The following is a 19,530-nucleotide window of genomic DNA, read 5'->3' as shown; positions in this document are numbered from 1 at the left end:
TCCTCCTGAAAAGGCACTTTAGGATATAAGCCGTCCTTCAGGCTTCATACCTTCCAGTATACAGGACTTCAGGCAGCCCGTGAGGAAATTATTGCTGCATTTTAAACGCTGCCTGGTCCACCTCTTCCATACCCGCCTCATTCCGGAGATAGTCCGCCAGCTGGAAAAGGGCATCATCCTTCTTTTTCGCTTCAATCATGCAATGTATTTCCGGTACGCTCCCATTGATGTTCTTCAGGAAGTCCATGAACATCACCGGATCAACATAATCAGCGTGAGCCCGAAAGTCCTTGGCGGAACGGGGGCTGGATATATGCATCTTGATGGGAAGCTTTGCATGCTTCCAGGTCGCGGTGACCCTCTCCCAATTGCTTATCCAGTCTTCATTTTCGAAATGGGCCAAATGATGGTGATAGTCAAAGACAAGCGGAATGCCAAGCTTTTCGCACAGATACAATGTATCGTCCAATGTGAAGGCCGTGTCATCATTCTCGAGCATGACCATCTGCTGGATGGCTGCCGGGATCAGCCCCCAGTTATGGATGAACTGCTCCAGCGCCTTCTCCTTGTCATTGTAAGCCCCGCCAACATGCAGGACGCAGCGGTGCTCCGGTTCAATCCCCATCCCCTTCAGCAAAGCCTTATGCATGGAAAGCGTCTTGATCGACACATTCAGGATTTCCGGCTTCAGGGCATTCAGGAGGACAAAATGGTCCGGGTGAAAATCAACCCTCATTCTATGGTCTTTAATATAGTCCGCCAGGTCCTGCAGAGCCGGCTTCAGCGGCCTCATGTATTTCCAATCAGCCAGCTCCTCATGATTGGCGAGCGGGATCAGCTTGGAGCTGAGCCGGAAGAAAGAAATATCATGGGCAGCATTATGCTTCAGGAGGCGCAGGCAGTTTTCCAGATTGGAAATCGCAATCCTCTCAAGCCTCCTGATGGCTGCTTCCCGGTCCTTAATGCCGGAAAATTGTTTATAGGTCATGGTCTGCGAAGGCGAGCAATTCTGCAGATGCACGCTCATCGCCACATATCCAAGCTTTATGATCGTCAATGAGCAACCCCCTTTAATGATCCTTATCCCGCTTAGTATGCGCCAATTTTTTTTAAAAAAAGGGGAGCTAGTTTCTATGAGGTATTTGGGAATATATGTATTTTATGTAGAATCAGTTTGCTTTTATGTAGAATCCATCTCTTTTTATGTAGAAAAAAGCAAATTTTATGTAGAATACTCCCGAAAACGGGATGGATAAGGCAATAACAGGCCTCCGCACGCCAAAAATCCAATAAAACAGCAAAAAGGAGTACGGAATGATATAAATTCCGTACCCCTTTTGCTTAAAGCACTCATGGTGCCCATTTTCTATATTCTATTAACGGCTGCTGTCGGACGTACGGTTGGAATAATTGCCTTGACGGCGTCCGCCGCCCTGACCCTGCCTTGGTTTATACTGGCCGTCTTTCCTTTTGGAATCATAGCCTCTTCTGTTGTCGCTGCCTCTTCTATTATCATTGCTTCTTCTGCGGTCATAAGGCTTTCTGTCCCTTTTGGATGGAAGCGGCTTTTCTTCTGTCAGCTTGACAGGAGTGTCGTCCGGCTCTTTCGTCAACAGCTTCAGGACAGCTGCCACAACGTCAGAAGCATCATGCTGCTCAAGAAGCTCGTCTGCTGCCTCTTTATAGCTTTCCAGGTTATTGGCACTAATGGCCTGTGAAATTTTATCGACTGCAGCCTTTTGCTGGCCTTCAAGGGCTTCAGCAAGCGTTGGCGGAACCATTTTTTCCATCTTGCGCTTTGTTGTTCTTTCAACGACAGAAAGATAAGATCTCTCGCGTGGCGTGATGAAAGTCATCGCCATTCCTTCTTTTCCTGCGCGCCCTGTACGGCCGATGCGGTGAACATAGCTTTCAGGATCCTGAGGGATGTCAAAATTATAAACATGCGTTACGCCTGAAATATCAAGGCCCCTTGCAGCAACATCAGTCGCAACAAGAACATCGATGGATCCTTCCTTGAACTTCCTCAGTACAGACATACGCTTCGCCTGGCTGAGATCTCCGTGAATCCCTTCTGCAAGAAAGCCTCTCAGATTCAGCGCCTCTGCAAGCTCATCAACACGCCTTTTGGTGCGCCCAAAAATGATGGCAAGTTCCGGGGACTGGATATTCAGCAGGCGTGTCAGTACGTCGAACTTGGTTCTTTCCTGTACTTCTACATAGAACTGCTCAATAAGCGGAACCGTCATTTCCTTTGCTTTGACACGGATGACCTGCGGGTCTCTCATGAATCTTTCTGCCATTCTCTGGATTGGTGCAGGCATGGTGGCAGAGAACAAGAGGGTCTGCCTTTCCACAGGAACGCTTGACAGGATGGATTCGATGTCTTCAATAAAGCCCATGTTCAGCATTTCATCTGCTTCGTCAAGGATCGCTGTGTGGACATTGTCCAGGCGGAGCGTTTTGCGGTTAATATGGTCAAGGACCCTTCCAGGTGTTCCGACGATGATATGAGGTGGCTTTTTAAGGGCGCGAATCTGACGGTTGATATCCTGGCCTCCATAGATGGAAAGCACGCGCGCTCTTTTTCCGTAGCCGATCTTATAAAGCTCTTCAGATACCTGGATCGCAAGCTCGCGGGTCGGAGCAATGATGATCCCCTGGATAACATCCTTGCTTGTGTCGATTTTATCAATCAGCGGAACCCCGAATGCAGCGGTTTTTCCCGTACCGGTCTGTGCCTGGCCGATCAAATCTTTATTAGCAAGGCTCAAAGGGATTGTTTCCGCCTGGATTGGGGTAGCTTCTTCAAACCCCATTCTTTTTAGTGATTTCATTGTAGCAGGACTGATGCCTAAATCTTGAAACTTTGTCAATGTATTCTCTCCTTTGTTTCTTGGCAATTATTTATGGTGATTAGCGTCAGATCAGCAGGGTCAGCTGCCGCTCGGACAATACATGGCAAAACATGCTTTCCTGCACAAGACTTGGCAGGCAAGCGTTTTGGAGTGTTCTAAGAGGACCGAAGATCTTGTATCTCTGCCGGGATCTAAGTGGAGGGATCCTGGCTGAAACCCGGTAAAGGAGATGGCAGCTTATTTAGCTGGCTATATTTCATTCAGTATTTGAACAATTTTTATAATAAAGCCCCTTGCAGTCATACCTATATATTAAAGTGAAAAAAGACATTCTCCAGGTGGAGTATGTCCGGGTTTCAAAGAAATTTCTCTTTGGCACTTTAGGGTTTATCTTACCATTTTTAAGGGCGCTTTGCAATAAAGTGCCCACCCTGGCAATTATGCCTCATGCTGCAGAAATTCCAATATATCCTGGAACAGCCCTTCACATTCGCCGCTGTGGCAGATCAGGTGCTTCGATTCTTTTAGAAAAATAAGCTTTTTGGACGATGCACCTATATTTTCATATAGGTATGTGGCACTGCGCGGCGGGACGACTCCGTCCACTTCTCCCTGGGCAATCAGGGTAGGAATCCGGATCTGGTTAATGATCGGCCTTACAGAAGACACCAGCCTCCTGAACTGCAGCGTGGCTGCAATCGGGGTTTCCCTGATTTTCCGGTTATATCTCAGGAACATTTCATTCTTGAAAAGATTCCCTTTAACGGTGTCCTTTATCATTTCTCCTATATCTTTCACAAGCTGCTTCGGGTTCACATAATAGGCGGCCGCACTTAAGAGGATCAGCTTTTTCACCGGGTAATGCACCGCCAGATAACTGGCAATGATTCCGCCCATGGAGAAACCGATCACATAGACTTCATCACACTTCTCCATCAGCTTCTGCAGCTCATCTTCAGCATGGCTTATCCACTTTTTATACTCAATGCCTTTCAGCTGCAGCCTGTCCCCATGTCCAGGCAGGGTAGGGACGGCAACCTCCCACGCAGTATGTTTCCTGAGATACTCCGTCAGCGGCTCGAGCTCAAACGGAGCACCTGTAAATCCATGTATACAAAGACACCCGATCATGTCCATCACCTTCGTCTGTATGATTTGCTCTCACAGTTCCTTTATTTTACACTTTGCCATGAGTATTATTCCAACAAAATTATCCGCCCGCAAAGGCAGTCACCATAAAAGAAAAGACTGCCTGAAAAATGGCAGCCTCTGTTTGTATCTATCTTTCCCCTGTTTATATAATCCTTTATGCTGTCATAAGTGCTGCCTTAAAGGCTGAACCAATGAATTCACCAATCCCGGGTGCTCTCCAGGAGCTTGTCTATCTCGAATTGGCCTATCGCATAAAATATATTCTCTTCTTGTAATTCACTGGTTTCATCGAGCAGCCGGTCAATATCCAGATAATGCGCTCTCATACGAAACCTCCTATGCCTCTTATATGCGCCTTTTTCAGGCCAGGCTTTTCTATCTCTAGTATAACATTCTCTTCAGCAAATCGGATTATGGGGGTCGGCCGGATTTTTCATTTTATTTACCCCTTAAAAATTCTTTTAAACATTTATCTTTCGGAGCACATATTTCATTTACCCACTCACCATCCTAGTAAGGGACTACAATAATGAGGTGAGGATCATGAACCAATCGCTGGGCTATCTGCGTGAACTGCTGTCCAATTACACGGACCGCTCCCATGAATGCCGGGAGCTGTACCATAAAATCACTGACGATCTTTCAGAAGGAGATAATGCGTTTGTAAGCAGACTTACCGAGCAGGAAGCCGCTTTCCTGAACAGCATACTCCCCCCTGAAATCCAGCACGCCAAAGAAGAGCTGGATTATAAAAGAGCCAATAAGCTGAATGAAATTTATGAGCTTCTTACTTAGCCGGGAAAATATTTTTCTCGGGAATTGTTTAAAGGGATAGGTAAACCTTTTAATTGTTATGAGAATTATCTCCTGCTTTAAACGGGGATGTTGATTTCCGTTCCAGGCACTTCGCTTCCCGCGGGGCGACGCTGAGCCTCCTCAGAGCAAGCTCTTGCGGGGTCTCAGCCTTGCCGCTATCTCCCGCAGGAGTCTACGTGCCTTGCACTCCAATCAACAGGTTTTCAAACTCTTTTTGCCTCTTTCTGCAATATCTTCAAAAAAACGGCCTCCGCCGTTTTTTTATTTTTCCATTGAACCTCCCTCCCCCTTCATTTGTATAATAGATACAATGCAAGCAAGGGAGTGTCTCAAATGGGGACTGGATTCATCGTTTCAATGATTGTCACAGTATTTATCATGATCATTATCTTCTCTATCGCCATTCCGTTTCAGCGGAAATATATCGTCAAAGAAAATGGCAAGATCAATTTTCGCAAGTCGCCTGTCCTGCTCCGCTGGAATGTTTTCGACGGCCTCGCGATCGGAGTGGCCGCCTACAGCATCATCTGCATCCAGATTTTAAACTTCATGATTTCCGGAGGAAGCACCATCGAAAATCCTTTTGTCCAATTTTTCACAAACCAGGGCCAGGCCTGGGTGATTGTCGGGACAGCCTATCTTATTTCACGGCTGGCCATGGTCATCAAAGGGGTCAAGGAGCTTCAGCGGGATGACTGAGCATGCCGGAAGAGCCAATCAATTCATGATAGCCTTCCAGGAAGGGAGCGAAGAGGCATTTGACCAGTTGTATCTTTCGCTTAAATCCCCCTTATATGCTTTTCTGTTCCGCTTCACGAAAGAAGAGCAGCTCAGCATCGATCTTGTCCAGGATGCTTTCCTGAAGCTCCACCAGTCAAAAGCAAGCTATGACCCAAAGAAGGCAGGCGTTAAAACCTATCTTTTTCAAATCGCTTATCATTTAATGATCACCAAGCTGAATAGGCGGAAAAAATGGCAGAAGCTGATGCCATTCCTGCTCCCCTCATCTGAAGGGCAGATGGACCAGGCAGATAAGATGACGGTTCGGGAAGCCATCTCCAGCCTCCCTGAGGCACAGAGGGCAGTCATTATTTTAAGCTATTATCATGATATGCCTCAGTCAGAGATTGCAGAGGTTGTCGGCATCCCTGTCGGCACGGTGAAGTCACGGCTCCATCATGCCATAAAAACATTGAAAACTGTCCTGGAGGTGGATGAAATTGAACAAAGAAAAAGCCAATGATGCAGAAGAATTATTAAAACAGAATCCGTTTTTAAAAATGCATCTGGATTCCTACCATGTAGATACACCGGAAATCCCCAGGAAAAAGAGCAGTTTCGACAGAATTCTCTCTTTTTTGGCATCACCTGCGGCCAATCCGCTTGAAAATTATATTAATAAAGGGGGAAGCTTAACCCTTCTGACCGCTTCCCCTATAGCCGTCGGCGCAGTATTGGCTATTGTCCAGCTCTTGCGTCTTTGACCCATATAGTTATAAGAAAATCCCTGTTTCATGTGAAACAGGGATTTTTTTCCTTATATCATTTCAGTGCTTCAGCTGCTTCTTCCAGCTTCATTCCCCTGGAGCCTTTAAACAGCACAATTGTTTCAGCACTCGTCAGGCTCTGCAGCTTTTCGATCAATGGGCCTTTCTCAGAAAAAGCAAAAACCCGGTCCTCTGAAAACGCCTCTTGTGCCCCTTCCGCGATAACGCGGCCGAGGGATCCGAACGTTAACACATAATCAATCTTTTCCGGGTCGATCGCTTGGCCAATCTCGCGGTGAAATCTCACTTCATCATCTCCAAGCTCAAGCATATCAGCCAGCACAAGCACCTTTCTGCTATATCCTGAAAGCTCTGACACGAGATCGATTGCCGCCCTCATTGAAGTCGGGCTGGCATTATAGGCATCATTGATGATCTTTTCGCCTCTGCTTCCTTCCGAAAGCTCCATTCTCATCGCTGTCAGCTTCAAGGAAGCAAACCCTTCATTCATCTGCTCATAAGGGACTCCGAGGAAACGGGCAGCCTCCATGGCGCAGAGGGCATTCATAACATTGTGGACACCGAGCACCGGCAAATGATACTCCATATCTGAAAGATTCGTCTGGAAGACGCTCCCCTTCTCTTCCTGATTGATCTTAACAGGATAGATGCTATTAGAAGAGCTTTGGCCGAACGAACGGATTTCTGCCGGGCCGCTATAGCCGGCAAGCCTGTCTTTCAGGAGAGGCTCATCCCCATGATAGATGATCATTCCATCGTCCTTCAGCCCTTCAATGATTTCAAGCTTGGCCTTTGCAATGCCCGCTCTTGAGCCGAGATCCTGGAGATGCGATTCCCCAATATTGGTAATCATGACCACGTCCGGACGGGCGAGCTTTGTCAGGAACTCAATTTCCCCAAAGCCGCTCATCCCCATTTCAAGGACCGCAACCTCAGTATCTTCCTCCAAAGATAGCAAGGTAAGGGGCAGGCCAAGATGGTTATTGTAATTCCCCTCTGTTTTTTGGACCTTGTATTTTAAAGACAGAAGGCGGGCAGTCATATCCTTCACTGTCGTCTTTCCATTGCTGCCTGTTATCCCGGCCACCTTAATATCCAGCTCATTCCGGTACGCCTCTGACAGCTGCTGCACCGCCTTGAGCGTGTCCTCTACCATAAGGATCGGCAAATGGAGCGGCGGATTCGGAACATCCTTCTGCCAAAGTGCAGCTGCCGCCCCCTTTCGAAGGGCATCCTCTACATAACGGTGCCCATCAGTCTGTTCCCCCTTGAATGGAACGAACAGGTTGCCGGGCTCCATTGTCCTTGAATTTATAGAAACTCCCTTGATGCTGACATCAGAAAAAGCCGAGTGGTCATTTAAAACGGGGATCATCCCGGCAATCTGAGCGATTGTACGCTGAATCATCTGCTGCGCCTCCTAACTGATTCTATTAATAGAAAAGGGACACGGCCCACATAGCCGTGCCTCTATCTAAAAGTTTACATTGTATGTTTTATGCTCTGTTTTTCCGTATGTCTTTCAATAGCCAGATTTACCAGCTTTTCAATCAGCTGCGGGTATTCCACGCCAGTATGCTTCCAAAGAAGCGGGAACATGCTGAACGGTGTAAAGCCAGGCATTGTATTGACCTCATTGATCATGACCTTGCCGTCACGTGTCAGGAAGAAGTCTGCCCTTACGAGTCCGGAGCAGTCAAGAGCCTTGAAAGCCCTGATCGACATCTCGTTCAGTGTGCTGTATTCCTCTTCTGTGATTTCAGCAGGAATGATCATGGCTGTATCGCCATCCTCATACTTGGCTTTATAATCATAGAAGTCTTTTTTCGGTACGATTTCGCCGGCCACAGAACACTCCGGCTCATCATTTCCAAGGACGCCGAGCTCAATCTCTCTCGCTGTTACGCCTTCCTCCACAATGATCTTCCGGTCAAACTGGAACGCTTCTTCAAATGCTGCTGCCAGCTCTTCCCGGTTTGAACATTTGCTGATCCCTACACTGGACCCAAGATTGGCCGGCTTGACAAAGCAAGGATAGCCAAGTTCATTTTCTACCTTCTCATAAGCTGTTTCTCCAGCCTTTTGCCATTCGCTGCGGACGAACCATACATATTTGACCTGCGGCAGGCCAGCCTGGGCAAAGATATTCTTCATGATGACTTTATCCATGCCTGCAGATGAGGCAAGCACACCATTGCCGACATAAGGAAGGTTAAGGAGCTCAAGCATCCCCTGAACCGTGCCGTCTTCACCATTCGGTCCGTGAAGAAGCGGGAAGATAACGTCAAAGCTGCTTTCTTCAGCTGACTTGAACATTGCCGGAGCGAGGGCTGCAGGCGACATAGCCTCTCCCTGGGAGAATTCCAGCTGCTTGACGCTCTCTGCCGGCGCTTCAAGCATGGGGCCCTTCACCCATTCCCCTTCCTCGGTTATGTAAACAGGATATATATCGAATTTCTCCAAATCCAAGGCTTTAATGACAGCAAGGGCCGTCTGCATTGATACTTTATGCTCTGCGGATTTTCCGCCGTATAATAATCCAAGCTTCTTTTTCATCAAAAGGAACCCTCCATTTATTCAATCACATGTTTCATTTTACCACTCCAAAAGCGAAAAAGGCGTGATTGACTATTGTTATTTGCAGGAATTTTTTTCTTTCCCAGTCTGCCCTGCTTTCTATATATGTATGATTTCCTATGCCCATTTGCAACCCATTCCCCTTAATTCCTCCAGCCTCCCGGGTAACTGGTTCTAAGGAATTATTCTCGAATAGTTTTTTAGATGTTATTGTTAGAATTTATAGAATATTTTTATTTATTCACTTTTAAAAATTTCCACTTAACAAGAAAGGTATACGACTGTATAATCCACGTTATACAAACAAATGTATTTTTAAGGAGGACAATGATGAAACGGCTAGGACTACTCCCCAGAATTATTCTTGCAATAGCTTTAGGCATTTTAATTGGTTCTTTTTCTCCAGAAGGAGCCATTAGGCTGTTCGCTACATTCAACAGCCTGTTCGGAAACTTTCTCGGCTTTGCCATCCCTTTAATCATCATCGGGTTCATTGCTCCCGGGATCGGGACAATGGGAAAGGGTGCCGGCAAGCTTCTCGGCATTACGACAGGGTTTGCTTATGCCTCTACCATCGCTGCGGGAACAGCCGCCTATTTTGCCGCTGTCAGCCTGTACCCTGCCCTGCTTAAGAATCAGAGCTTAAAGGAATTCGGAAATCCAGAGGAAGCGCTCGCTGCCCCCTTTTTCCAGGTGGACATGCCGCCGGTCATGGGCGTGATGACAGCACTTCTGCTTGCTTTTACAATCGGGCTTGGACTTGCCGGCCTGAAAAGCAATGCCCTGCAAAATGTGATGGATGATTTCCGCGGCATCATCGAAATGCTGATCGAAAAAATCATTATCCCTTTGCTGCCATTTCATATCTTCGGAATTTTTGCGAATATGACGTACGGCGGACAAGTGGGAAGCATCATCAGTGTATTCGCAAAAGTATTTATCATGATTATTGCCCTTCATTTCTTATTCCTGCTTTTGCAGTACACAGCAGCAGGGGCTGCCGCCAGGAAGAATCCTTTCTACCTGCTGAAGTCAATGCTTCCTGCTTATTTCACTGCGCTCGGGACTCAGTCTTCTGCGTCTACAATCCCTGTGACACTAAAACAGGTCAAAAAGCTGGGCGCACGGGAGAAAACAGCTGATTTTGCTGTACCTCTCCTGGCAACGATTCACTTATCCGGAAGCACCATCACACTAGTGAGCTGTTCCATTGCAGTTCTTATGCTCCAGGGTGAAGCAGTATCCTTCGGGCAGATGTTCCCGTTTATTATGATGCTCGGGATTACAATGATTGCCGCGCCAGGCGTCCCGGGGGGAGCCGTCATGGCTGCGCTAGGCCTGCTGGAATCTATGCTTGGCTTTAATGGGACAATGACTGCTTTGATGATTGCCCTCTATCTTGCCCAGGACAGCTTCGGTACTGCCTGCAACGTAACAGGTGATGGCGCCATCACAATCCTGGCAGACAAAGCAAGTGGAAAGAAAGCCGTTCCGCTCAAAAATGAAGCAAAAGCTGTATAGCCTGAAAATTACTTTTGACATCTCCTGGATAATCATCTAAACTGTTTCTAACATTCAGTAAACAGTAATTAAATAGATGAGTTATGACAGGAATCAGTAGGGTTTGCTTCCCTGTTTGAAGAGAGCCGGTGTTTGGTGCGAACCGGTACAAAAGCAAACGTGAATTACCTCCTGGAACATTCTTTGTGAACCTTAGTAGCAAAGGACGGACGGTCCGTTATCCGAACGAGCGGAAGACAAATGTCTTCAACAAGGGTGGTACCGCGTGCAAAACCACGTCCCTTTTTACAGGGATGTGGTTTTTTTGTGCATTCAAAACTCATCAGGAAGTGCCGCAAACAAAAAAACATAAGGAGGATATATCGTGGAGAATTTTATAGAAAAGCTGAACCCCAATCAGGAAAAGGAGCTTGAAAGGCAATATCAGCTTTACACCAGCGGCACTCAGGATGTGGTGCCCCCTCAGGAGCTGAAAAATAAAATCGCCAAATCACTCTTTCTCGGCAAGCCGCTGAAGGTGAAGCTCGGGCTTGATCCGTCCGCACCTGACGTCCACCTGGGCCATACGGTCGTATTGAATAAGCTGAAGCAATTCCAGGAAAATGGCCATACCATCCAGCTGATCATCGGCGATTTTACCGGAAAAATCGGCGATCCGACTGGGAAATCTTCAGCAAGAAAGCAGCTGACCGACGAAGAGGTAAAGCATAATGCGGAAACCTACTTCCAGCAATTCGGCAAAGTGCTTGATATGGGCAAGGCCGAGCTTCATTATAATTCCAAGTGGCTGTCCTCCCTCCATCTCCAGGATGTCATCGAGCTGGCCGGCAAAATCACTGTGGCCCGCCTGCTAGAGCGGAATGATTTTTCTGAACGGCTTGGGGCAGGGAAGCCCATTTCCCTCCATGAGTTTTTCTACCCGCTCATGCAGGGCTATGATTCAGTAATGCTCGAAAGCGATATTGAACTCGGCGGCAATGACCAGCATTTCAATGTCCTCATGGGAAGGCATTTGCAGGAGCATTATGGCAAAGAAAAACAAGTGGTAATCCTTGTTCCACTACTGGAAGGGCTCGATGGAACGGAGAAAATGTCAAAGTCCAAGAACAATTACATTGGGGTGGACGAAAAACCGGAGGACATGTACGGCAAAGCCATGTCGATTCCAGATGAGCTGATGGAGAAATACTTCCACCTTGCAACAAGCCTGCCGCTCGCTGAGAAAAGGTCCATTAAGGAAATGCTTGAAGAAGGGTCGCTTCATCCACGGGATGCTAAAATGCAGCTTGCCAGAACCATTGTCAGCATGTACCACGGACATGAAGCTGCCAGCAAGGCAGAATCCCATTTTAAAAGCGTATTCCAGCAAGGCTCCATACCGGAAGACATGCCCGTCCTTACATGGGTTGGCGGTGATGAACCAGAGCTGCTGGAGCTGCTGATGTTTGCCGGCCTCTTTTCTTCCAGAAGCGAAGCAAGACGGATGGTTCTAAACGGCGGTGTCAGGATGAATGGCGAAAAGGCTGAGGATATCAACACGAAGGTTTCTTTGCAGGCAGAGCTGATCCTGCAAGTTGGAAAGCGGAAATTCGTCAGGATTAAAAAGGCTTAGAATAAAATAAGGGAAGACACCATTTAGGATGTCTTCCCTGTTTCTATTTTAATGGCCGGAAAGCTTGGCTCCATCCTGTTTGTGGACAGCCAGCTTATCAACCAGATGCAGGCTCGGCTCGTTGAGGCCGATCAGCTGGACGCTTGTTCCATTTTCCCGGAGCTTCATCACAATTTTATCAATGGCAGCTACAGCAGAGTCATCCCAGACATGTGCTTCAGAGAGGTCGATCACTACTTCCTGCGCCGTTTCCTTCAAATCAAAACTGCCGGCAAAATCAGTGACAGAGGCGAAGAACAGTTGTCCTGTCACTTTATAGGTGCGTTTGCCTGCTTTTTCATCTAGGACTGTTGACACCTTCACCTTTGAGATTTTGGCAACGAAGAATATCGCACTCAGGAGCACTCCCGCAAAGACGCCTTTAGACAGGTCATGGGTAAAGACAACCGTTACAACCGTTACGACCATTACAATCGAATCGGTGGCAGGAACCTTTGCCATATTGCGGAGAGAAGTCCAGTCAAATGTACCAATGGATACCATAATCATGACTCCGACCAGCGCAGCCATCGGAATCTGGACGACCAGGTCGCCGAGGACCAGAATCAGGAACATCAGGAACACACCTGCTGTTAAGGTAGATAACCTTCCTCGTCCCCCAGATTTCACATTAATGACGGATTGGCCAATCATCGCACAGCCGGCCATCCCGCCGAAAAATCCGTTAATGATATTGGCAATCCCCTGCCCTCTGGCTTCACGGTTTTTGTTGCTTTCCGTGTCGGTCATATCATCGACGATGGAAGCAGTCAAAAGTGACTCAAGCAGGCCGACAATGGCTAGTCCGAGGGAATAAGGGAAGATAATCTTCAGTGTTTCCAGGTTCAGCGGGATATCCGGAATCAGGAAGACCGGAAGCTTTCTTGTCAGCTCTCCCATGTCTCCTACTGTCCGTACATCCGAACCTGTCGTTATCGCAATGATAGAAATGACAATAATGGCAACAAGCGGCGATGGGACAGCCTTTGTAATGCGCGGAAACAAATAAATGATGGCAAGCGCACCGGCTACCATGGCATACATGACCCATGTAGCACCGACAAACTGTTCAAGCTGTGCCATAAAAATCAAGATGGCGAGCGCATTTACAAACCCGATCATCACGGACCTTGGAATGAACTTCATAAACCTGGCCAGCTTAAAGACACCCAGCAGCAGCTGAATGATCCCGGTCAGGATGGTGGCAGCAAACAAGTACTGAAGCCCGTGGTCTGCAACAAGCGTAACCATCAGCAGGGCCATGGCCCCGGTTGCCGCTGAAATCATCCCCGGCCGTCCCCCGACAAATGCGATAATGACCGCAATGCAAAAAGAAGCATAGAGACCGACCATCGGGTCCACACCTGCAATAATGGAGAAAGCAATCGCCTCGGGAATGAGCGCAAGCGCTACGACAATCCCGGCCAGGATATCTCCTCTGACATTGCCAAACCATTGTTCTTTAATTGATAAACCTTTCAAATGAACACCCCTTAGTTTATTGGATTTATAGTGTGACTTTGAACTCTCATCAAAGTCCGGGCCGACAAAAACATAGAGTATCATACCATATTCCAGATAATTTACAAGAGCTGGTGTAAGCGCCGAATTAATGGGTTTCCACTGTTTCCCTTCGATTTTCTTCGAAATACTTAACCGGATAAATCTTGTTCACGCAAAAAAATAAGCCCTCTAAAAAGAGGGCCAGGCATTTTTAGCCGATGGGTGTGCAAATCTCAATATAATGCCCATCCGGATCTTCCATATAGGCGACAGTCTGCCCCCAGGGCTTTTTCACGGGTTCCAGCAAAATGCGGACTCCTGCCTTGCGTGCCTTTTCGATTGTCCCTTCCACATCCTCCGTCACAAAGCCCAGCTCCATCGTCTGCTCTTCCCGGAAACCTGCTGGTATTGGAAGATCTGTCAGTTCACGCCCATTTTCCCTTGTGTTCATGGAGAGGATCGTGCTGCCTGTGTCATATTCTATGTAGGTGCCAAATTCATTTTTCAGCTCGAGACCGAGAAGTTCGCCATAAAACCGCTTCGTCTTTTCCAAATCCTCAACATATAAAATGATATAGCCCAGCTTCAAACTCATCTTTCCGCCCCTTTCAACAGGCCGGCCCTTCCGGCCGGCTGATCTGTCAGCTTTTCTTTTGCGCTTTTATAATGAACCGGTGCGACCGGACTTCCGCATAGCCCGTCCGCTGGATTTCCCCGTGCAGCTCCCTTAGCTTTTTTTCGTATCTTGCGGCAGTAAACCCTTCTATCTGCCAGGGAATGGCCTTCAAATAGTCGAGAATAGCGCCGACATCATAGAATCTTGTATAAGGGTATGCTTCATAAGAGTCGGCAATATGGAAGCCGGCATCTTCAAGCTGGTGAATGGACTTCTCAAGGTTCCAGCCGGCATATCCGAAGTCCTCTTTAGCGCCAAGCATACGGTTCAATCCTAAGTTATCAGTTCCGCCAACCTGCTGGGTTACAAAGACCCCGCCGGGCTTCAGGATGCGGTTTACTTCCTGCGGATCATATGATTCATGGCGGTTAATAATGAGATCAAACAAACGGTCACCAAAAGGCAGTCCCGAATCATCTTTTACCTCATAAACCTCTATTCCCAGCGGCCTTAGACGTTCTGCTGCAATCTCTATATTTGGCCCGTAACCTTCTGTGGCAGCTGTATAGGACGGAAGCGGGGATAATAAGGAAAGAAACTCTCCCCCGCCGGTGCCCATATCCAGCATGGATGCCGCATCCAACATCTCAGGCAGCACCCAGTTCGTATAATTCCAGCCCAGTGGCTCAGAGGCCATCCTCCCTGTTTCCGTCAGATAAGAGAAGTCCCATCCTGTAAATTCCTTCTCAGCTTGTTTTACTAAAAAATCAAAATATGCTCTGTTCATTCCGTCTCCTCCTGTCTATTGTTTATTAACTTGGCAAAATAGAAGGAAGGCGGCCCCCGTTTCGGGTTGCTAGCTGTCGGTTAGTTGGCAGTACATTGGTTATGGCTCCTTTTTACTTATATTTTAGCATTTATGTTGTGTTTTTTTATAATTTTTCGAATTTTTTATGAGGTAAATTGGTAATAAATGTTACACGGAAAAATTATCACTATTTTTAGGTAGAATCCAGCCGATTTCAGGCAGAAAAAACAAAAATTCAGGTAGAATAACTCTGAAACCAGGTAGAAACAGCCGAAAAAAAGCAGCCGCTCTAAATTTTAGAGCTGCTGCCTCTGCTTAGCTGATTGTTTTTAAGCCAATAACACCGCCGATGATCATCCCGATAAATACAACCCGCTTCCAGTCCCGGGATTCACCGAAAAACAGCATGCCAAGCAGCACGCTTCCGGCTGCACCGATTCCGGTCCAGATCCCGTAGCCGGTGCCAATCGGAATCTCCAGCAGTGCCCGGGAAAGAAAATAAAAGCTGATGAAGCCTGATAACGCGGATAAGATTGTATACTTTTTTCTGGTAAAGCCTTCTGACAGCTTCATGAAAATGACAAAGCCTATTTCACCGAAGCCCGCCAATACTAAATAAAACCACGACATACCTACTCAGCCCCCTTTTCCGTCTCTTCTTCTTTGGAGGTCATTTTCAGCCCGATGATGCCGCCGAGCAGCAGCGCCAGGAATAAAAGCTTCACAGCCCCGCCCGGCTCCCCAAGGAACATCATACTGACAATTACAGTCCCTGCCGCTCCAATCCCAGTAAATACTGCATAAGCTGTTCCGATCGGGATGGTCTTCATCGCATTTGAGAACAGCATAAAGCTGATGATGATCAATATAACCGTGATGGCAGCGGGCAATGGCTTTGTGAATCCTTCTGAATACTTAAGCCCGAAAGCCCAGCCTATTTCGCATAATCCTGCTGCAAATAAATATACCCAAGGCATTGATGCTACCCCTCTTTCTTCATGATGATTCCGGCCAGGAAGATCTTCCATGCCGATTCTCTCCGTTTGTTGTATTCCTCCCGGCTGTAATAATGCTGTTCAACCAGAAGCCCGTCAATCAGGCAATAAAAAGCAGCAGCCATTTCGCCGCTTCCGGCCGCCGTGAACATCGACTCTTTTTTACCGTGCTCAAAGAGGCCCTGCAGCATGTCAGTGGAATGCTTTTCATATTCAAAAAATTCTTCTTTCAGCTTTGGCCCGAGATCAGCCGGCGGAAAGAATATCGCCCGTTTAAAAAACTGGATATTCTCATTTTCTTCCCTCAACTTGGTCAGCGCATCAAAGATCGCCTTGATCGTATCAAGAGCATTATCAGAGCTTTGATCTTCCATGGCTTCCTTAATTGTGAGCAGCTCCAGGGAAACAGTATCCCGGAAAACCGACAGGAACAGCTCTTCTTTTGAAGGAAAATGCGCATATAAAGAAGGGGTTTTAATGCCAACCGCCTTGGCGATGGCAGAAAGCGGCGTTCCCTCGTATCCTTTTTCAGCAAAAAGCTTTAGTGCTGCTTGTTTGATCTGCTGTGAAGTCATCCTTCCTCAGCCTCCCTAACTATCGTTAGTTAGAAGTATAGCAAAATCAATCTCTATATTCAATAGAGAATATTGTTTCTGCTGCCTCACCGGCATATCCTCTAGTCATGCATCGGTAAACTTTTTTCTATACATGACTGTCTTCTTTTCCTATCAGTCATGTATCGATTAACCTTCTTTCTATACATGACGGCCTTCTTTTCCTGCCAATCATGCATCGATTAACCTTCTTTCTATACATGACCGCCTTCTTTTCCTGCCAGTCTTGCATCGATTAACCCTCTTTCTATACATGACTACCTTCTTTTCCTAACAGTCATGCATCGATTAACCTTCTTTCTATACATGACCGCCTTCTTTTCTTACCAGTCTTGCATCGATTAACCCTCTTTCTATACATGACTACCTTCTTTCCTAACAGTCATGCATCGATTAACCTTCTTTCTATACATGACTACCTTCTTTTCCTGCCAGTCATGCATCAATTAACCCTCTTTCTATACATGACTACTTTCTTTTCCTGCCAGTCATGCATCGATTAACCCTCTTTCTATACATGACCGTCTTCTTTTCCTGCCAGTCATGCATCAATTAACCCTCTTTCTATACATGACCGTCTTCTTTTCCTATCAGTCATGTATAGATTAGCTTCCATTCTGTACATGACTTTAAATTTCCACTAAAAAAGCTGAGGGTCCTAGACTCTCAGCTGATTGCCGTGCGCACTTCCCACTCCCCGGCAAGCTCCACTTCACGGGTTTCTATGCCCAGTTTCTCCCCCAAAATGTCCAGAAGCCCTTTGCTAGCGGCCGTCCCATGAATCATACCCTCATCCACCTCATAAAGTACCACGGAAATAGATTGGAAATACCGCTCTTGTGATGATTCACCTATCAGACTATCATGCAGACTAGACATCAAATAATCGTAGCTGGCCCTGCTCTCCCATAAACCAAAGATAACGGCATCGGCATCCCCTTCCGGTCTGGTCCAGCCGCCGAACTGCCGGATAAATCCGGGGACGTGCTTTAATGGCTCCCATCCCATTTGGGCGAAGCTGAATTTTTCCCTGTAACCTGACTCAACCCCGCACCTGATATATTTCACGAGCATTCAGCCTGGCACTCCGATATGGGAAAGATCGCCGGCGAGTACAAGCTCGAGCACTTCGTCCCTGTATTTCATATGGGTGAGGCTTGTGCCATGGATGAACGGGGGCTCCCATATTTCATTAACTGTCACCTTATTGGCGAGCATGACCGCTGTTTTGATGACAACCGCGTGGGTGACGATCAGGATTTTCCCTGTGCTCCGGCTGTCCCCGAGCTCCTGCAGGAACCCGGCCAGCCTGGTTTTCACATCGGGAAAGGTTTCTCCCTCCGGGTTCTCGAACTTTGCCGGCTCGTTCCAGTAATAACCGTACTGTTCAGGAAAGAGCATCTTTATTTCATCGCCCGTTTTTCCCTGCCACTGGCCAAGATGGATTTCCATCAGTCTTTCGTCCGTACGGATGGCCGCAGTGCTTCCGGCAAGCTTTTCAGCAGTCTGGATGGTCCGTGAGCTCGGGCTTGAGATGATTTCGTCGAATTGCATTTCCTGTAAATGTTCTCCGAGCCTTTCAGCTTCCCTCAGGCCCTTTTCGGTCAAATTTGAATCGAGCCTGCCCTGCATCCGTCCGGCTTTATTCCATTCCGTTTCTCCATGCCTTACAAAATATAAATCAAGCAAGTTTCATTCCTCCTCTAGTTGATCTCCAGCTGATGATAAAAGCTTCCCGCCTTCACCAGTATTTCCTGCTCAAGCTCTCTGGAATAGGAGGCGATGAAGCAGCAGGAAGGCCCGCCTGATTTTAAGAGGTCCACGCCCTTGCAGGAAACTTCATCTCCAGTGAACTCCCTATTGGAAAAAAGCTGGTTCAGCTCATAAAGTATTCCCTTCGAGCCGACAGGCAGTGTACGGATCCCATCCATCCTGCCGATTTCCTTAAATAGAGAAAGCGGTGCGATTGCCTCTTTTTTGCTCAGGACCTCCTCACCGACAAGGGGCAGCCCGATGACAGCCAGCTTCTCCCGGCCGGTGTAAAGGGGAGGACCTTCAGGGCTGCCTGTCTTTTTTCCGATAACGATCAGCCCGACCGCTGATTGGAGGAGATCAAAATTGCTTTCGGTGCTTCCTGTGACAGCCAAGCCTTCAATCCCCGCTTCCTGTGCACCATTCTCAATGCCCCCTGCAAGGGCATTCCAATGCTCTTCCCCAGCAAAATTGTGCAGGACGGCTGCAAAAGGAGCACCGCCGGCTGAAAGATTTTCCATGACAGCCGTACGAAAAGCAAAGTAAGCAACCGTTTCATACGGGACCTTTACATGGTCAGCCTCCTTCAGGCCGATGCCGCCGCTGTTGTCGCTGCTGATGACCAGTGTTTCCCCGTTTCCGCCTGGTATGTATAATACGTCCCTCATTCCGGCACATTCCCTTCCCTCTGCCTCTCACCAAGCACCCGGCTGATGCGCGGGACTGCCCAGAAAGCCAGCAACCCATTTAGAAGCGAGCCAATCAGAAGGGAAGGGACAATCGCGATATAAAAACCAGTCCCCATTAAAAAAAAGAACGGGAGCGGCGCGGCAAATGTGTTGCCTGCTGCAAAAACGGCGAAAGCAGCCTTCCTCCGGCCGCTTCCCCACAGTTTTCCGTACACCCAAACCAGAACGGCCATTTCGGCTGCAACTAGAAAGTGAAGCGGGCCAAGCGGCATACCGCCGACAAGTGCAGACAAGAGGTGGCCGAGCCCGGCCACCACGCTGCCGGCCCCTCCCCCCAGCAGGGCAGCGGCAGCTAAGGCAGGAAAGGTATCGAGTGCCACACTCCCTATGACCGCCGGAATCTTGACTGCTGCCCCAATGGCTGAAAAAGCTATGAACAAGGCAGCCAGCATCATCTTTTTATTTTTCAC

At 47.7% G+C, this 19,530-nt stretch carries 22 protein-coding genes and 1 other annotated feature; of the genes, 6 read left to right on the top strand and 16 right to left on the bottom strand.

Annotated elements, in window-relative coordinates; all coding sequences use genetic code 11:
- Positions 1–88 precede the first annotated feature (88 nt).
- The 4 genes from uvsE to CYJ37_RS27875 all read right to left on the bottom strand — a co-directional run bounded on the left by uvsE (position 89) and on the right by CYJ37_RS27875 (position 4,336).
- On the bottom strand, positions 89–1,057 hold the full coding sequence (gene uvsE, locus CYJ37_RS24600) for a UV DNA damage repair endonuclease UvsE (RefSeq protein ID WP_101552650.1): 969 nt from the start codon (positions 1,055–1,057) through the stop codon (positions 89–91).
- Positions 1,058–1,376: 319 nt separating this feature from the next.
- On the bottom strand, positions 1,377–2,876 hold the full coding sequence (locus CYJ37_RS24595) for a DEAD/DEAH box helicase (RefSeq protein ID WP_101552648.1): 1,500 nt from the start codon (positions 2,874–2,876) through the stop codon (positions 1,377–1,379).
- A gap of 420 nt (positions 2,877–3,296) precedes the next feature.
- A complete protein-coding gene (locus tag CYJ37_RS24590) occupies positions 3,297–3,989 on the bottom strand; it encodes an alpha/beta hydrolase (RefSeq protein WP_101552646.1) in 693 nt (230 codons plus the stop codon).
- A 218-nt stretch (positions 3,990–4,207) separates the two neighbouring features.
- The gene (locus tag CYJ37_RS27875) at positions 4,208–4,336 is read right to left on the bottom strand and encodes a hypothetical protein (protein WP_257964304.1); all 129 of its coding nucleotides are present in this window, start codon (positions 4,334–4,336) and stop codon (positions 4,208–4,210) included.
- 217 nt (positions 4,337–4,553) lie between these two features.
- Between CYJ37_RS27875 and CYJ37_RS24585 the strand changes: the two genes are divergently transcribed.
- From CYJ37_RS24585 to CYJ37_RS24570, 4 genes are all read left to right on the top strand, one after another.
- Positions 4,554–4,805, top strand: a complete 252-nt coding sequence (locus tag CYJ37_RS24585) for a sigma-G-dependent sporulation-specific acid-soluble spore protein CsgA (protein ID WP_101552644.1) — start codon at positions 4,554–4,556, stop codon at positions 4,803–4,805.
- A 354-nt stretch (positions 4,806–5,159) separates the two neighbouring features.
- Positions 5,160–5,525 (top strand): group-specific protein, encoded by a 366-nt coding sequence (locus CYJ37_RS24580; RefSeq protein WP_101552642.1) that lies wholly within the window; start codon positions 5,160–5,162, stop codon positions 5,523–5,525.
- 25 nt (positions 5,526–5,550) lie between these two features.
- Positions 5,551–6,069 carry an RNA polymerase sigma factor gene (locus CYJ37_RS24575; protein ID WP_129614063.1) on the top strand — a complete coding sequence of 173 codons (519 nt, stop codon included), beginning with the start codon at positions 5,551–5,553 and terminating at the stop codon, positions 6,067–6,069.
- A complete protein-coding gene (locus CYJ37_RS24570) occupies positions 6,047–6,310 on the top strand; it encodes a hypothetical protein (RefSeq protein WP_101552639.1) in 264 nt (87 codons plus the stop codon). The genes CYJ37_RS24575 and CYJ37_RS24570 overlap by 23 nt, the downstream gene beginning before the upstream one ends.
- A gap of 58 nt (positions 6,311–6,368) precedes the next feature.
- On the opposite strand, the gene CYJ37_RS24565 is transcribed toward CYJ37_RS24570, so the two are convergent.
- Together CYJ37_RS24565 and CYJ37_RS24560 are read right to left on the bottom strand one after the other, a co-directional pair.
- A complete protein-coding gene (locus tag CYJ37_RS24565; RefSeq protein ID WP_101552637.1) occupies positions 6,369–7,742 on the bottom strand; it encodes a UDP-N-acetylmuramoyl-tripeptide--D-alanyl-D-alanine ligase in 1,374 nt (457 codons plus the stop codon).
- Positions 7,743–7,816: 74 nt separating this feature from the next.
- Positions 7,817–8,890, bottom strand: a complete 1,074-nt coding sequence (locus CYJ37_RS24560) for a D-alanine--D-alanine ligase (RefSeq protein ID WP_101552635.1) — start codon at positions 8,888–8,890, stop codon at positions 7,817–7,819.
- Positions 8,891–9,241: 351 nt separating this feature from the next.
- Between CYJ37_RS24560 and CYJ37_RS24555 the strand changes: the two genes are divergently transcribed.
- Both CYJ37_RS24555 and tyrS read left to right on the top strand, forming a co-directional pair.
- On the top strand, positions 9,242–10,432 hold the full coding sequence (locus CYJ37_RS24555) for a dicarboxylate/amino acid:cation symporter (protein WP_101552633.1): 1,191 nt from the start codon (positions 9,242–9,244) through the stop codon (positions 10,430–10,432).
- A gap of 74 nt (positions 10,433–10,506) precedes the next feature.
- Positions 10,507–10,718 (top strand) — a binding site (T-box leader).
- Positions 10,719–10,796: 78 nt separating this feature from the next.
- Complete coding sequence (tyrS, locus tag CYJ37_RS24550) at positions 10,797–12,044, top strand: tyrosine--tRNA ligase (protein WP_101552630.1); 1,248 nt, start codon at positions 10,797–10,799, stop codon at positions 12,042–12,044.
- A 48-nt stretch (positions 12,045–12,092) separates the two neighbouring features.
- Here tyrS and CYJ37_RS24545 read toward each other — a convergent pair whose 3' ends face one another.
- The 10 genes from CYJ37_RS24545 to CYJ37_RS24500 form a co-directional block, all read right to left on the bottom strand.
- Entirely contained in the window at positions 12,093–13,565 is a 1,473-nt protein-coding gene (locus CYJ37_RS24545; protein WP_101552628.1) for a SulP family inorganic anion transporter, read from the bottom strand.
- A gap of 232 nt (positions 13,566–13,797) precedes the next feature.
- Positions 13,798–14,181, bottom strand: coding sequence for a VOC family protein (locus CYJ37_RS24540; protein ID WP_101552625.1), 384 nt, complete (start codon positions 14,179–14,181; stop codon positions 13,798–13,800).
- A gap of 46 nt (positions 14,182–14,227) precedes the next feature.
- Positions 14,228–14,989, bottom strand: a complete 762-nt coding sequence (locus tag CYJ37_RS24535; RefSeq protein ID WP_101552623.1) for a class I SAM-dependent methyltransferase — start codon at positions 14,987–14,989, stop codon at positions 14,228–14,230.
- 336 nt (positions 14,990–15,325) lie between these two features.
- Positions 15,326–15,640 carry a DMT family transporter gene (locus tag CYJ37_RS24530; RefSeq protein WP_101552621.1) on the bottom strand — a complete coding sequence of 105 codons (315 nt, stop codon included), beginning with the start codon at positions 15,638–15,640 and terminating at the stop codon, positions 15,326–15,328.
- Between the two features lie 2 nt (positions 15,641–15,642).
- On the bottom strand, positions 15,643–15,987 hold the full coding sequence (locus CYJ37_RS24525; RefSeq protein WP_101552619.1) for a DMT family transporter: 345 nt from the start codon (positions 15,985–15,987) through the stop codon (positions 15,643–15,645).
- 5 nt (positions 15,988–15,992) lie between these two features.
- Positions 15,993–16,580 carry a TetR/AcrR family transcriptional regulator gene (locus CYJ37_RS24520; protein ID WP_101552617.1) on the bottom strand — a complete coding sequence of 196 codons (588 nt, stop codon included), beginning with the start codon at positions 16,578–16,580 and terminating at the stop codon, positions 15,993–15,995.
- 705 nt (positions 16,581–17,285) lie between these two features.
- Positions 17,286–17,693, bottom strand: a complete 408-nt coding sequence (locus CYJ37_RS24515; protein WP_101552615.1) for a YdbC family protein — start codon at positions 17,691–17,693, stop codon at positions 17,286–17,288.
- Positions 17,694–18,308: a histidine phosphatase family protein gene (locus tag CYJ37_RS24510; protein WP_101552613.1), complete on the bottom strand. Its 615-nt coding sequence runs from the start codon at positions 18,306–18,308 to the stop codon at positions 17,694–17,696.
- Positions 18,309–18,322: 14 nt separating this feature from the next.
- Positions 18,323–19,039 (bottom strand): ATP-binding protein, encoded by a 717-nt coding sequence (locus CYJ37_RS24505; RefSeq protein WP_101552610.1) that lies wholly within the window; start codon positions 19,037–19,039, stop codon positions 18,323–18,325.
- The gene (locus tag CYJ37_RS24500) at positions 19,036–19,530 is read right to left on the bottom strand and encodes an ECF transporter S component (RefSeq protein ID WP_101552609.1); all 495 of its coding nucleotides are present in this window, start codon (positions 19,528–19,530) and stop codon (positions 19,036–19,038) included. The genes CYJ37_RS24505 and CYJ37_RS24500 overlap by 4 nt, the downstream gene beginning before the upstream one ends.

The organism is Bacillus sp. UMB0728 (genome assembly GCF_002858875.1).
In the GTDB taxonomy this organism is placed as follows: Bacteria; Bacillota; Bacilli; order Bacillales; family Cytobacillaceae; genus Bacillus_AB; species Bacillus_AB infantis.
Note: the sequence above shows the minus strand (reverse complement) of the source record. Positions and strands in the feature narration are given on the sequence as shown.